The following is a 13,457-nucleotide window of genomic DNA, read 5'->3' on the forward strand; positions in this document are numbered from 1 at the left end:
GCATGTCGCGGGTGGATATCGCGATTATCGGCGGCGGCCTGGTCGGCGCGAGCCTGGCCGTGGCCCTGCAAGCTGAAGCCAAGCGGCGTGGCTGGAGCATTTGCCTGATCGAGCCGTTCACCCCGGGCAACGGTTATCAGCCCAGCTATGACGCGCGCTCGACAGCGCTGTCGTTCGGCTCGCAGCAGATCTATCAACGCCTTGGCCTGTGGTCGCAGATCAGCCAGCGGGCTGAACCGATCAAGCAGATCCATGTCTCCGACCGTGGCCGCTTTGCCGCTGCGCGTCTGAGCGCCGAGGAAGAAGGCGTGCCGGCGCTGGGTTATGTGGTGGAAAACGCCTGGCTCGGCGAATGTTTATGGCAGGCGCTGGACCCGCAGGTGGTGAGCTGGCGCAGTCCGGCTCAGGTCACGCGCATGCAGGTGTTGGCGGATGGCTACCGGCTGACCCTGGACGATGGCAGCGAGCTTGAGTGCAACCTGGCGATTCTCGCCGAGGGTGGCCGCTCCGGGCTGCGTGAGCAGCTGGGCATCGCCGTCAGCACCACGCCCTATGGGCAGAGTGCATTAATCGCTAACGTCAGCCCGCAGGAACCGCACAACGGCCTGGCCTTTGAACGCTTTACTGAAGAGGGGCCGATGGCCCTACTGCCGCTGGCTGATAACCGCTGCGCACTGGTCTGGACCCGCGCCACGCCGGAAGCCGAGCGGCTGTCGGCGCTGGACGACACGGCGTTTCTCGCCGAGTTGCAGCAGGCCTTCGGCTATCGCTTGGGCTCTCTGCGTCAGGTCGGCACGCGGCACCTTTACCCGCTGGCCCTGACCGCGGCCAAGGAACAGGTGCGTAAGCATCTAGTGGTGCTCGGTAACGCGGCACACAGCCTGCACCCGATTGCCGGGCAGGGCTATAACCTGTCGTTGCGCGATACCCTGGTGCTGGCCGAAACCCTGCTGGCCAGTACTGCGCCATTGGGCGATTTGGCCACCCTGCAGCGTTATTTGAGCCGTCAGCAGACGGACCAGCAGCTGACTGTGGGGTTCTCCGATCAGGTCACCCGGTTGTTCAGTACCGGCCAGCCGCTGCTGGCGGCTGGGCGCAACCTCGGCCTCTTGGGCCTTGATCTGCTACCACCGGCGAAACGCTGGTTCGCCCGCCAGGCCATGGGCCTGGGCACCCGTTCGGAGTCTTGAGCCATGCCTGCGAAGAAACTGGCGCGTAAGGCGCGGCTGCTGCGCTGGGTAATGAACCTGTATCCGCCTTACCTGGGTGCGGGTGTGCGGGTGCGGCAGATCAGCGCGGACTTCCGTCAGGTGCAGGTGAAGATGGGCCTCGGCTGGTATAACCGCAACTATGTCGGCACCCAGTTTGGCGGCAGCCTGTACTCGATGACCGATCCGTTCTTCATGCTGATGATTATGGAAAACCTCGGCCGCGATTTTATTGTCTGGGACAAGGCCGCGCGCATCGACTTTATCGCGCCCGGCAAAGGCCCGGTGTACGCCGACTTCAGCATCGACGAGCAGCTGCTCAGCGACATCCGCCAGCACACCGCAGACGGTGACAAATACCTGCCCGAGCTGCATGTAGAAGTGCGCGATGGCAGCGGCACTCTGGTGGCGCGGGTGCACAAAACTCTTTACGTGCGGCTTAAACCGCGCGTTCGGCAGGCAGCATAAGAACCAGTTCAAAGTCTCCTGCGCGTCGGCCCTGCGGCGTTAAAAACAAGCTCGGAAGCCGCTTGTGGCTAGCGCGCTTTAGCGTGACCCGAAGGGGCGAGTGAAGCGAGTAATGCTTATGTACAGCAGTACACTCGCGTGCGACCCCAGTCCGCTTCCTCGCCGCTTTGCCCAGCAGGAGGCTGTTACTAACGTAGCGCCTTGCATGGCTCTAGATCGCGAGGCTTTTAACAGGCTCTAGGTAAGAAGGAAACACAATGCAAGCGGATCTGATCATCGTTGGCGCAGGCATGGTAGGTAGCGCATTGGCGCTGGCCCTGGACGATCAGGGGCTAGACATTCTGCTGGTTGACGGCAGCCCGCTGAGCGTCAAACCCTTTGATCCGCAGGCCGCCTTCGAGCCACGCGTGAGTGCGCTGTCTGGGGCCAGCCAACGCATCCTTGAGCGCCTCGGCGTTTGGCAGGGCATCGCTGCCCGCCGCGTCTGCCCCTATGGCGAGATGCAGGTCTGGGACGGTTCCGGCACCGGGCAGATTCATTTCAGCGCGGCCAGTGTGCATGCCGAGGTGCTCGGTCATATCGTCGAGAACCGCGTGGTGCAGGATGCGCTGCTTGAGCGCCTGCACGACAGCTCGATTGGTCTGCTGGCCAATGCTCGGGTGGAGCAGTTGCGTCGTTCCGGCGATGGTTGGCTGCTGAGCCTGAATGATGGCCGCGAGTTGCGCGCGCCGCTGCTGATTGCCGCTGATGGCGCCAACTCGGCGGTGCGGCGTCTGGCCGGCTGCGCCACCCGCGAGTGGGATTACCTGCACCACGCCATCGTCACCAGTGTGCGCTGCAGCAAGCCGCACCAGGCGACTGCTTGGCAGCGTTTTACCGATGATGGTCCGTTGGCCTTTTTGCCGTTGGCTGGGCCGGAAGGCGAGCACTGGTGTTCGATTGTCTGGTCGGTCACGCCAACTGAGGCCGAGCGGCTGATGGCCCTAGATGATGCTGGTTTCCGCCGCGCCTTGGGTTTTGCCTTCGAGCATCGCCTGGGTGAGGTGCTGCACGCCGATACGCGCCTGTGCATCCCGCTGCGCCAACGTCACGCCAAGCGTTATGTTGAAGACGGACTGGCGCTGATCGGCGATGCCGCGCACAGCATTCATCCGCTGGCCGGGCAGGGCGTCAACCTGGGGTTTCTCGATGTCGCGGTACTGGCCGAGGTGCTGCTGCACGCCGCTCAGCGGGGTGAGCGTTTGAGCGATGCCAAGGTACTCAGCCGTTACGAGCGTCGGCGTATGCCGCATAACCTGGCGATGATGGCCGCGATGGAAGGCTTCGAGCGGCTGTTTCAGGCCGACCCGCTGCCGCTGCGCTGGCTGCGCAACAGTGGCCTCAATTGGGTCGATGAGCTGCCGGAAGCCAAGGCGCTGTTTGTACGGCAGGCGCTGGGACTGTCTGGTGACCTGCCGGATTTGGCGCGGGTTTAGCCCGGCTTATCTAACCCGCACACAATGCAGCGCATTGTGGCGGTGCTGGGTTACGCCGCGCCTAAAATAGTGTGCGCCTGGCAATGGCGGTATGCGGCTAACCCATCCTACGAACGCGCGCCACAAAAAAGCCCGGCGCTAAGGCCGGGCTGAAAAAGTGTGTAGGGAAGTACACACGGAGTCGCTGTTAGCTCATGCCCAGCCAGTTCGGCAGCGCCATGGAGACGGCAGGCACGTAGGTGATGATCATCAGGAAGCCGAGCAGCAGCATCAACCACGGCCACGCTGCCTTGATCACAGACGTTAGCGGCATGCCAGTCACCGCTGAGGTGACGAACAGGTTGAGCCCCACTGGTGGGGTGATCAGGCCGATCTCCATGTTCACCACCATGATGATGCCCAGGTGGATCGGGTCGATGCCAAGCTGCACGGCAATCGGGAACAGGATCGGCGCCAGAATCAGGATGATCGCAGACGGCTCCATAAAGGCCCCCGCCACCAGCAGCACGATGTTCACCACTAGCAGGAACTGCCATGGCTGCAGGCCCATCTCGATCACCCAGGCGGTGATGGTCTGGGGGATTTGCTCGGTGGTGAGGACGTGGGCGAAGAGCATGGCGTTGGCAATGATGAACATCAGCATGATGGTCAACTTGCCGGAGTCCAATAGCACTTTAGGGCACTCGCGGAAGCTCAGGTCCTTGTACACAAACAGTGCCACGAAGCCCGCGTAGACCGCCGCCACGGCGGCTGCTTCGGTTGGGGTGAACATGCCGGAGTAGATGCCACCAAGGATGATCACCATCAACAGCAGGCCCCAGATCGCCTTGCGTGCAGTGGTCAGCAGTTGACGCAGGCTGGCGCGTGGCATGGCGGGCAGGTTCATCTTCCGCGCGACGATATAGATCGCCACCATCAGCGCCACACCCAGCAGCAGGCCCGGTACGACGCCGGCCATAAACAGCTTGCCCACCGACTGCTCGGTCGCGGCGGCGTATACCACCATGACGATTGACGGCGGAATCAGGATGCCCAGGGTACCGGCGTTGCACACGATGCCCGCGCCGAAGGCTTGCGGATAACCCGAGCGCACCATGCCTGCGATGGCAATCGAGCCTACCGCCGCGACCGTGGCCGGGCTTGAGCCGGACAGCGCGGCGAACAGCATGCAGGCCATCACCGCAGAAATCGCCAGGCCGCCACGGATATGCCCGACGCAGGCGTTGGCGAAGTCGATCAGGCGCTGCGCCACGCCGCCGGTGGTCATAAACGCACCGGACAGCAGGAAGAACGGAATTGCCAGCAGGGTGTAGTGCTCGGACGTCTCAAATAGTTTGATCGCCAGCGAACGCACCGAGTCTGGGCTGAACAGCATGATGGTCACTGAGCCGGCCAGGCCCAGGGAGGCGGCAATCGGCACGCCGATAAACATCAGTAAAAACAGCAGGAGGAAGAGGAACAGAATGGTCATTGCTTATGCTCCCCGTGTTCATTGATTTTCAGCGCGTCAGCGGCTTCATCAGCCAGGCCCAGGCCGGTCTGTTGATTGCGCAGGATGCGCACGAAAATTTCCAGAAAACGGATAAATACCATGGCATAACCGAACGGCACGATCGCCGTGATATGCCACTGCATGATGCCGTAGTGACCGAGGTCCTCGGCACCGATACCGGCGGTAAACAGGGTTTTGACCCAGTCGAAACTGGCGACAGAAATCAGCCCGGCATAGCCCAGGCAGGCCACGCAAGCGATTAGGCCGATCACCCGCTGCACCGGTTTGCTTGCCAGTTTGACCAGCGCATCAACGCCGATATGCCCGGCGGTGCGTACGCCGTAGGCCAGGCCGAAGAAGATCAGCCAGGCAAATAATGCTTTGGTCAGGGCAATGCTCCAGGTCATCGACTGGGCCATGCCAAGAATGCTGTCGCCAATGGCGAAGAACAACTCGCTGCTACCTTCCCAGCGGTCCGCCAGGTTGTAGAACAGTGTGTAGAGGTTGTTGAGAATCACGTAGACGAAAGTCACCAGCGTCATGGCAGCCAGCAGAAAAGCAATAAAGCCTTCCTCGAAGTGCTCCCAGACGCGCCGCAAGGCGTTCATCAATAAAGTCTCCAGTGGTTTAGAGGGCGGTATACCCAGGCGAGCAGAAAGCCGCCTGGGTATTTAGCCAATGGCGCAGCCCCAGGGCTGCGCTGTGGTTGGGTTCAGGCTGCAGCCTGTACCGCCTTACTGGTTGGCTGCGTCGGCCGCCTTGATCAGGTCTGCACCGATTTCAGCTTCAAACTTGCTCCACACCGGCTTCATGGCATCGCGCCACTCAGCACGCTGCTCAGGGGTCAGAGTGATGATCTCGGTGGTTTTCGCGTCGAGGATGCGCTGCTTGTCACCGTCGTTGAGGGCGCCAGCCTGTTTGTTCACTTCGGCGGTCACTTCCACGATGATCTTGTCCAGCTCGCTGCGTACATCAGCAGGCAGGCCGTTCCAGAACTTGGTGTTGGTGATCAGCATGTAGTCCAGAACACCGTGGTTGGATTCGGTGATGAACTTCTGCACTTCATGCATTTTCTGGCTGTAGATGTTCGAGTAAGGGTTTTCGGCACCGTTAACCACGCCAGTCTGCAGGCCTTGGTAAACCTCGGCGAAGCTCATTTTACGTGGGTTGGCTTTAACTGCCTTGAACTGCTCTTCCAGTACGGCGGACGCCTGTACGCGGAACTTCTGACCGCGGGCATCTTTCGGTTCACGCAGTGGCTTGTTGGCGGACAGCTGCTTGAGGCCGTTGTGCCAGTAGGCCAGGCCGGTGATGTTCTTGTCTTCCATGGATTTCAGCAGTGCCTGACCTTCCGGGCTGAGCTGGAAGCGGTCGACTGCGGCCATGTCCTGGAACAGGAACGGCAGGTCAAATACCTGGATTTGCTTGGTGTACTGCTCGAACTTGGCCAGCGATGGGGCGATCAGCTGCACGTCACCGAGCAACAGCGCTTCCATTTCCTTGCCGTCACCGAACAGTGAGGAGTTCGGGTACACCTCGACCTTGACCTTGTCGCCCAAGCGCTCTTCAGCGAGCTTCTTGAACAGCGCGGCACCTTGGCCTTTAGGGGTATGGTCGGCAACCACGTGGGAGAACTTGATCACGATCGGGTCGGCCGCTTGGGCCATACCGGCGATGCTCAGCGACAGGGCGCAAGCCAGCGCCTTGGCAGTCAGTTTGAACATGAAGTCTTTCCTCTTGTTTTTGTATCGCGTAATGCGCCGCAGCGCTGCAAGTTGGGCGAACATGCTCAAGTCTAGGCGGCCTGTCAGAAAGTGACGGACGCTGGGCAGCAATGGCCTAGATTTTTGCGTTTATACATCGCCTGCAAGAGGGTAGAGCAACCGCCATGCCAGGCTCTTGGGTTGGACCTTATTCCGTGTTGGAGCGCGGCGTTGGCGGCGGTTGGCGGGTTGCTACAGAGCATATCGGAGTGTTTTGTGCGCACGGTCTTGTGAGTTTTGGCGGAAATCCGCCAGTTATTCAGGGCTATCTGGCGAGCTTCCGCCAGTGTCGGCGAAGCTCAGGCCGTGTTTACGCAGTTTGTCGTGCAGGGTTTTACGCGGTACGCCCAGGGCTTCGGCCAGGCTGCGCAGTGAGTTGTGCGAGCGGCTCAGTTCGGCACTGATCAGGCTGCGCTCAAAGGCTTCCACCTGGGCATTTAGGCCGTTGCTGTTCTCGTCATTGCTGGTTGGAGTGGCCTGGGGCTGCAGGTCGAGGTCCAGTTCCAGGCCAAGGGCGAAGCGTTCGGCGGCGTTTTGTAATTCACGCACATTACCCGGCCAGGGATGGCGCAGCAGCGCCGCGCGTTGGCCAGGTTGCAGGCTGCGTTCGGCCAGGCCATGACGGCTGCTGGCCGCTTCGGCAAAGTGCTGGAACAACTGCAGGGCATCTTCGCCGCGTTCACGCAGGGCCGGGATGCGCAGCGGGGCAACGTTCAGGCGGTAATACAGGTCGGCGCGGAAGCGCCCTTGGTCGGCGGCTTGGCGCAGGTCTTCCTTGGTCGCCGCGATCACGCGTATATCCAGCGGAATCAGCTGGTTGCCGCCAAGGCGTTCAACCACCCGCTCTTGCAGCAAGCGCAGTAATTTGACCTGGACCTCCAGGCTCATGCTTTCGATTTCATCGAGGAACAGGGTGCCGCCATTGGCGAATTCGAACTTGCCGATACGGCGCTTTTGCGCCCCGGTAAAGGCGCCTTGTTCGTGGCCGAACAGCTCGCTTTCCACCACCGATTCAGCCAGAGCGCCGGCGTTAATGGCCACAAAAGGCCCAGCCCGGCGGCTCGACAAATCGTGCAGGGCGCGCGCCACCACTTCCTTGCCAGCGCCGGTTTCGCCGAGGATCAGCACATCGCTGTTGATACCGGCCAGTGCACCGATTTGCTCGCGCAGGCGCAGCATGGCTGGCGACTGGCCGATTAAACGTGCCGACAGGGTGTGGCGATCAGCCAGGGCCATGCGCAAGCTGCGGTTATCCAGCACCAGGCGGCGTAGGGCCAGGGCGCGGCGTACGCTGTCGAGCAGGTTGTCGCTGGCGAAGGGTTTTTCCAGAAAGTCATAGGCGCCGGCGCGCATGGCCTGCACCGCCAGCGGCACGTCACCGTGTCCGGTGATCAGCAGTACCGGTAGTTCCGGGTCCTGCTCTTGCAGCTGTTGCAGCAGCTCTAGGCCGTCGATGCCGGGCATGCGGATATCACTGACCACCACGCCGGGCCAGTCGCGCTCGATGCGCGCCGCCACGCCGTGGGCGTCGGCCAGGCTGCTGACCTTGATGCCGGCCAGGTCGAGGGTTTGGCTCAGTGCCTGACGCAGGTGCGGGTCATCGTCGATCAGCAGCACCTGGGTGCGTGAGTCGATCATGCTCATACAACAAAATCCTCTGGCGACTGAGTTTTGATGCCCTGTGCCGCGGCGCGCAACCGCAGGGTTAGCTGGGCGCCGCCATCAGGATGGTTGGCAAAAAGCAGTTCGCCGCCCAGGGCGCGCATCAGGGTATCGCAAATGGCCAGGCCCAAGCCGAGGCCCTGGGCGCTGGTTTTGGTGGTGAAGAATGGCTCGCGTGCGCGCTGCAGCGCCTCCTGGCTAAAGCCGGGGCCATTGTCTCGCAGGTGTAGATCGACGCCCTCGGCGGTGAGTTCGGCACTTAACCACAGGCGGCGCGGCTGCGGCACTTCGCTCAAGGCATCAAGGGCGTTGGCCAGCAGGTTGCCGAGTACCTGGCGCAGACGGGTTTCCCCGGCTTGCACCCACAGGGTCGCGTCTGGCAGATCGCGAATCAGCTCAACGTGCATGGCCTGGCGGCGCTTGGCCAGTAACGCCAGGGCATCGTCGATGGCTGGCTGCAGAGCCACGCTTTCCGGGGCATGGCGATCACGTCGGGCGAAGGCGCGCAGGTGCGCAATAATCGAGGCCATGCGTTCGGTGAGCTGGCTGATCAGCTTGAGGTTGGCGCGGGCTTCGTCGCCGCGTTGGTGGTCGAGCAGCACGCAGGCGTTATCGGCGTAGCTGCGGATCGCTGCCAGCGGCTGATTGAGTTCGTGGCTGATGCTCGCACTCATGGTGCCCAGGGCCGAGAGTTTGCTGGCCTGCACCAGTTCGTCCTGGGCTTGCACCAGTTCTTGCTGCGCCTGTTCACGCTCCAGTACTTCCTCTTTAAGCCGGCTGTTGAGCCGTTCCAGGTCTTGGGTACGCTCTAGCACGCGCTGCTCAAGCTGCTGGCGCGCCTGGCTGTCGAGGGCGATGCGCTCTAGGTAGTGGCGGCGGCGCTGCATCAGCAGACCGATCAGTAGGACCAGCGCTAACAGGGTGCTGCCTCCGACCGCCATGGTGGTGCGCACGGGTTGATCGAGTTGCGAGCGGGGCGTCAGGATGCTTACGGTCCAGCCGATCTCATCAAGGGTTTGCCCCTGACTCAGCCAGGCATCGCGGTTGAGTTGCAGTGGCGGTGGTGACTGGATGCGATAGGGCTGGGTATCGGCAATCGCTGCGCGCTCAGCGTTGTCCAGTTCACGGGTCGCGTGAAAGCGCCAGTCGGCCTGTGAGGTGAGAATCACCACGCCATAACTATCGGTTACCAGCAGTTGCTCCGGGCGTTTGCCCCAGAGTGTTTCGGTGTGATCAAGATCGACTTTGACCACCATCACCCCGAGCGTTTTCACACCGTCGCGAATCGCGGCGGCGAAGAAGTAGCCGCGCTTGCCGGAGGTCGTACCCAGGCCGAAGAAGCGTCCAGGCCGGCCCTGCATGGCTTCGAGGAAATAGGGGCGGTAGGAGAAGTTGCGCGCTACGAAGGAGTCTTCCTGCTGCCAGTTTGATGCCGCCAGTGTGGTGCCGTTGGCAGCCATCAGATAGATCACATCAGCCCCGGTCTGCTGGCGGATCTGGTTGAGCAGGTGATTGGCCGCGTTGCGCAGCTGGGTTTGTTCAGGGTTCTGCAGGGCGCTGCGCAAGGCCGGCAAGTCCGCCAGGATGGGCGGCAAGACTTCGTAGCGCCGCAGGGTGCCCAGCAGGTTGGCCACATACAGGTCGAGGGTTTGCCGGTTCTGTTCGACCAGCACCCCGCTGTAATAGCGCTCCGTCAACTGTTGCAGTGGCCACAGCAGGGGGGCCAGCAGCAGAACTAAAATGGCCAGGCTTCTCCAGCGTGGGCGGCGAGGGTGGGGTGATGGAGCTGACATGCGCTTACTCGGACGGTGGAGTCGGATGAGAGTGGCGCTTATGCAATAAACGAGCAAGCCCGCTTACATGGTAGCGACTCAGCGCGGTCATTCAGCGTGCAGGCCTCATTGGACAGGCCTGCCGCACAGCGCGCTAGCGAGCCGCCAGGCACTCGTCCAATGCGCTCTGCCAGGTTGGCAGCTGTAGTTGCCAGTCCTGTTGAAGTTGGCGGCAATTCAGGCGCGAGTTGAGTGGGCGCTGTGCCGGTGTAGGGTAGGCGCTGCTGGGGATGGGGTGCAGCGTCGCCACGGGTTTGCCTTGGCTTTGCAGGTGTTCGGCAATCGCCTGGGCGAAACCAAACCAGCTTGTTTCACCCAGCGCGGTCAGGTGGTAAACGCCCCAGGGACCAGCTTGGCCGTTGCGCCAATGTTCAATTAGTTGCGCTGTAGTCTGGGCAATGCTGCCGGCCCAGGTCGGTGCGCCGATTTGATCGGCCACCACGTTAAGCGTTTCGCGTTCCTGCAGCAGGCGTTGCATGGTTAGCAGAAAGTTGCGGCCGTGCTGCGAGTAAACCCAGCTGGTGCGTAGAATCAGGTGCATGCCGCCAACCGCCTGAATCGCCTGCTCTCCGGCCAGCTTGCTGCGCCCGTAAACGCTCAGGGGGTTGGGGGTGTCACTTTCGCGGTAGGGCTCGACTTGGTTGCCATCGAAGACATAATCGGTGGAGTAATGAATCAGTGGTACGTCCAGCTCCGCCGCTACTTCAGCCAGAATGCCGGGTGCTGTGGCATTGATCGCAAAGGCCAGTTCCGGCTCGCGCTCGGCCTGATCCACGGCGGTATGCGCGGCCGCGTTGAGAATCAGCGCAGGGCGGTGGCTTAGAACTGATTGACGAATCAGCTCGGCATGAGCGAGGTCCAGCTGATCGCGGCCCAGCACGGTCAGCTCGCCTGCCTCTTTTAGAGTGTGCTGCAGCTCCTGGCTAACCTGGCCATGCTGGCCGAGTAGGAGAATCTTCATGGGAACACCTGCGCATCGGCAAAGTTGACGCCAGCTTGATCCTTGGCAGATAGCTGTGGCGCGTCTTCGAGTGGCCATTCGATGGCCAGCGTTGGGTCATCCCAGCGGATGCAGCGCTCGTGTTCGGGGGCGTAGTAGTCGGTGGTTTTGTAGAGAAACTCGGCGAATTCGCTGAGTACCACAAAGCCATGGGCAAAGCCTTCCGGCACCCACATTTGGCGGTTGTTTTCGGCGGACAAATGCACGCCAACCCAGCGACCGAAAGTAGCTGAGCTGCGGCGCAGATCCACAGCCACGTCATACACTTCGCCTGCCGTGACCCTGACCAATTTGCCCTGCGCCTGCTGCACTTGGTAATGCAGGCCACGCAATACGCCGCGTTGCGAGCGCGAATGGTTGTCTTGGACGAACTCGCGTTGCAGGCCAGTGGTTTCGGCGAAACGACGGGCATTGAAACTCTCAAAGAAGAAGCCGCGTTGGTCGCCGAACACCTTGGGTTCTAGGATGAGTACCTCGGGGATGCCAGTGGCGATAGCCTGCATGGTCACTCCTCGGCCAGTTTGAACAGGTACTGGCCGTAGCCGGTTTTGCCGAAGGCGTTGGCCTGTACCAGTAATTGCTGGCGATCAATCCAGCCTTGTTGGTAGGCGATTTCTTCCAGGCAGGCGACTTTCAGGCCTTGGCGGTGCTCGATGGTCTGCACGTACTGCGAGGCTTCCAGCAGGCTGTCATGGGTGCCGGTATCGAGCCAGGCAAAGCCGCGGCCGAAACGCTCAACGCGCAGGTCGCCGCGTTGCAGGTAAGCGTTGTTGACGTCGGTAATTTCCAGCTCGCCGCGTGGTGACGGTTTAACCGCCTTGGCGATCTCGATTACATCGTTATCGTAGAAGTACAGACCGGTCACCGCGTAGCTGGACTTCGGTTCTGTGGGCTTTTCCTCGATCGAGATGGCCTTACCCTGAGCGTCGAACTCGACCACGCCAAACCGTTGTGGGTCATTAACCCAGTAGCCGAATACAGTGGCACCGCTGGGTTCGGCGGCCGCGCGCAGGAGTTTCTCGGTGAAGTGCTGGCCATGGAAAATATTGTCGCCGAGGATCAGGCAGACCGAGTCCGTACCAATAAATTCTTCGCCCAACAGAAACGCTTGAGCCAGGCCGTCAGGCGAGGGTTGCTCGATGTACTCGAAACGCACACCAAACTGGCTGCCATCACCGAGCATCTTGCGAAAGTTTGGCAGATCCTGCGGGGTGGAAATGATCAGGATCTCGCGCACGCCGGCGAGCATCAGCACCGAGATCGGGTAGTAGATCATCGGCTTGTCATAGATCGGCAGCAGCTGTTTGGACACGCCCAGGGTGATGGGGTGCAGGCGGCTGCCGGAGCCGCCGGCGAGAATGATGCCTTTCATTGTGCTGCTCCTTAAAGTGCGCCGAGGCGTTCGCGTTGGTAGCTACCGTCCTGTACGCGGCGGCACCAAGCAAGATTGTCCAGATACCAGATCACGGTTTTGCGTAGGCCACTGGTGAAGGTTTCTTGCGGCGTCCAGCCTAGTTCGCGCTCAATCTTGCTGGCATCAATGGCATAGCGCAGATCGTGACCAGGGCGATCTGTCACGAAGCTGATCTGTTCTTTGTAAGAGCCGTTCTGGCGTGGAGTCAGTTCATCCAGCAGTGCGCAGATGCTTTCCACTACATGCAGGTTGGTCTGCTCATTATGCCCGCCGATGTTGTAGGTTTCGCCGACTTGGCCCTCGGTGACGACCTTGAACAGCGCACGGGCATGGTCTTCCACGTACAGCCAATCACGTACCTGCTGGCCGTTGCCATACACCGGCAGTGGCTTGCCATCCAGGGCATTAAGGATGACCAGCGGAATCAGTTTCTCAGGGAAGTGATAAGGGCCGTAATTGTTCGAGCAGTTGGTGATCAGTACGGGCAGCCCATAAGTCCGTTGCCAGGCGCGCACCAGATGATCGGAGGCCGCCTTGCTTGCAGAGTAGGGTGAGCTGGGTGCATAGGCGGTGTTTTCGGTGAACAAATCGTCCACGCCATGCAGATCGCCATACACCTCGTCGGTGGATATATGGTGAAAGCGAAACGCTGCCTTGCGCGCCGGCTCCAGCTGCGACCAGTAGCTGCGTGTGGCCTCCAGCAGCGCGTAGGTGCCAACGATATTGGTCTGAATAAAGGCTGCCGGGCCATCGATGGAGCGATCGACATGCGATTCAGCCGCCAGGTGCATGATCGCATCCGGCTGAAACTCTGCCAGTGCCTGGCTGACGGCGGCAGTATCGGCGATGTCTGCCTGCAGAAATTTATAGCGTGGGTGGGCTGCAACGCTTGCCAGCGACTCGAGATTGCCGGCGTAGGTCAATTTGTCGAGGTTGAGCACTTGGTGCTCGGTGTCATTTAGTAGATGACGAATCAGTGCTGAGCCAATAAAGCCGGCGCCGCCGGTAATAAGAATGTGCACGGGCCTATACCTTTTTAAAGAGGCGGTCGGTAAGTTTTGTCAGGCAGTGTTACAAGCTGAGTTCGTGCGGGCAAGCCATCAGTCTTTCCAATACGCATAAAAAAGCCCCGCATCGCTGCGA

General features: G+C 61.0%; 12 protein-coding genes. 3 read left to right on the forward strand and 9 right to left on the reverse strand.

The genetic code is table 11. The annotated features are described in order from the left end of the window. The first annotated feature begins 2 nt into the window (after window positions 1–2). The 3 genes from ubiH to N1078_RS11175 all read left to right on the forward strand — a co-directional run bounded on the left by ubiH (window position 3) and on the right by N1078_RS11175 (window position 3,151). Window positions 3–1,190 (forward strand): 2-octaprenyl-6-methoxyphenyl hydroxylase, encoded by a 1,188-nt coding sequence (gene ubiH / locus N1078_RS11165; protein ID WP_274088247.1) that lies wholly within the window; start codon window positions 3–5, stop codon window positions 1,188–1,190. Between the two features lie 3 nt (window positions 1,191–1,193). Next, complete coding sequence (locus N1078_RS11170) at window positions 1,194–1,676, forward strand: DUF4442 domain-containing protein (protein ID WP_274088248.1); 483 nt, start codon at window positions 1,194–1,196, stop codon at window positions 1,674–1,676. 257 nt (window positions 1,677–1,933) lie between these two features. Next, complete coding sequence (locus tag N1078_RS11175; RefSeq protein WP_274088249.1) at window positions 1,934–3,151, forward strand: 2-octaprenyl-3-methyl-6-methoxy-1,4-benzoquinol hydroxylase; 1,218 nt, start codon at window positions 1,934–1,936, stop codon at window positions 3,149–3,151. A 187-nt stretch (window positions 3,152–3,338) separates the two neighbouring features. Here N1078_RS11175 and dctM read toward each other — a convergent pair whose 3' ends face one another. From dctM to rfbB, 9 genes are all read right to left on the reverse strand, one after another. Next, window positions 3,339–4,622, reverse strand: coding sequence for a C4-dicarboxylate TRAP transporter large permease protein DctM (gene dctM, locus N1078_RS11180; protein WP_274088250.1), 1,284 nt, complete (start codon window positions 4,620–4,622; stop codon window positions 3,339–3,341). After that, window positions 4,619–5,251 (reverse strand): TRAP transporter small permease, encoded by a 633-nt coding sequence (locus N1078_RS11185; RefSeq protein ID WP_274088251.1) that lies wholly within the window; start codon window positions 5,249–5,251, stop codon window positions 4,619–4,621. Before N1078_RS11185 ends, dctM begins: the two co-directional genes overlap by 4 nt. A gap of 126 nt (window positions 5,252–5,377) precedes the next feature. Continuing rightward, window positions 5,378–6,367 carry a C4-dicarboxylate TRAP substrate-binding protein DctP gene (gene dctP / locus N1078_RS11190; RefSeq protein ID WP_274088252.1) on the reverse strand — a complete coding sequence of 330 codons (990 nt, stop codon included), beginning with the start codon at window positions 6,365–6,367 and terminating at the stop codon, window positions 5,378–5,380. Window positions 6,368–6,661: 294 nt separating this feature from the next. Further along, window positions 6,662–8,050 carry a sigma-54-dependent transcriptional regulator gene (locus N1078_RS11195; RefSeq protein ID WP_274088253.1) on the reverse strand — a complete coding sequence of 463 codons (1,389 nt, stop codon included), beginning with the start codon at window positions 8,048–8,050 and terminating at the stop codon, window positions 6,662–6,664. Then, complete coding sequence (locus N1078_RS11200) at window positions 8,047–9,861, reverse strand: sensor histidine kinase (RefSeq protein WP_274088254.1); 1,815 nt, start codon at window positions 9,859–9,861, stop codon at window positions 8,047–8,049. The genes N1078_RS11195 and N1078_RS11200 overlap by 4 nt, the downstream gene beginning before the upstream one ends. Before the next feature lie 133 nt (window positions 9,862–9,994). Then, window positions 9,995–10,861: a dTDP-4-dehydrorhamnose reductase gene (rfbD, locus tag N1078_RS11205; RefSeq protein WP_274088255.1), complete on the reverse strand. Its 867-nt coding sequence runs from the start codon at window positions 10,859–10,861 to the stop codon at window positions 9,995–9,997. Next, window positions 10,858–11,403 (reverse strand): dTDP-4-dehydrorhamnose 3,5-epimerase, encoded by a 546-nt coding sequence (gene rfbC / locus N1078_RS11210; RefSeq protein ID WP_274088256.1) that lies wholly within the window; start codon window positions 11,401–11,403, stop codon window positions 10,858–10,860. Before rfbC ends, rfbD begins: the two co-directional genes overlap by 4 nt. 2 nt (window positions 11,404–11,405) lie before the next feature. Continuing rightward, complete coding sequence (gene rfbA, locus N1078_RS11215) at window positions 11,406–12,272, reverse strand: glucose-1-phosphate thymidylyltransferase RfbA (RefSeq protein ID WP_274088257.1); 867 nt, start codon at window positions 12,270–12,272, stop codon at window positions 11,406–11,408. A gap of 11 nt (window positions 12,273–12,283) precedes the next feature. Continuing rightward, complete coding sequence (gene rfbB, locus N1078_RS11220; protein WP_274088258.1) at window positions 12,284–13,336, reverse strand: dTDP-glucose 4,6-dehydratase; 1,053 nt, start codon at window positions 13,334–13,336, stop codon at window positions 12,284–12,286. Window positions 13,337–13,457 lie beyond the last annotated feature (121 nt).

This window comes from Pseudomonas sp. MIL19, assembly GCF_028680365.1.
Lineage (GTDB): Bacteria > Pseudomonadota > Gammaproteobacteria > Pseudomonadales > Pseudomonadaceae > Aquipseudomonas > Aquipseudomonas spirodelae.

Bases quoted from the DNA above. Each gene is read 5' to 3' on its own strand.
- ubiH (WP_274088247.1), top strand. From the start codon at position 3: ATGTCGCGGGTGGATATCGCGATTATCGGCGGCGGCCTGGTCGGCGCG.
- N1078_RS11170 (WP_274088248.1), top strand. From the start codon at position 1,194: ATGCCTGCGAAGAAACTGGCGCGTAAGGCGCGGCTGCTGCGCTGGGTA.
- N1078_RS11175 (WP_274088249.1), top strand. From the start codon at position 1,934: ATGCAAGCGGATCTGATCATCGTTGGCGCAGGCATGGTAGGTAGCGCA.
- dctM (WP_274088250.1), bottom strand. From the start codon at position 4,622: ATGACCATTCTGTTCCTCTTCCTCCTGCTGTTTTTACTGATGTTTATC.
- N1078_RS11185 (WP_274088251.1), bottom strand. From the start codon at position 5,251: ATGAACGCCTTGCGGCGCGTCTGGGAGCACTTCGAGGAAGGCTTTATT.
- dctP (WP_274088252.1), bottom strand. From the start codon at position 6,367: ATGTTCAAACTGACTGCCAAGGCGCTGGCTTGCGCCCTGTCGCTGAGC.
- N1078_RS11195 (WP_274088253.1), bottom strand. From the start codon at position 8,050: ATGAGCATGATCGACTCACGCACCCAGGTGCTGCTGATCGACGATGAC.
- N1078_RS11200 (WP_274088254.1), bottom strand. From the start codon at position 9,861: ATGTCAGCTCCATCACCCCACCCTCGCCGCCCACGCTGGAGAAGCCTG.
- rfbD (WP_274088255.1), bottom strand. From the start codon at position 10,861: ATGAAGATTCTCCTACTCGGCCAGCATGGCCAGGTTAGCCAGGAGCTG.
- rfbC (WP_274088256.1), bottom strand. From the start codon at position 11,403: ATGCAGGCTATCGCCACTGGCATCCCCGAGGTACTCATCCTAGAACCC.
- rfbA (WP_274088257.1), bottom strand. From the start codon at position 12,272: ATGAAAGGCATCATTCTCGCCGGCGGCTCCGGCAGCCGCCTGCACCCC.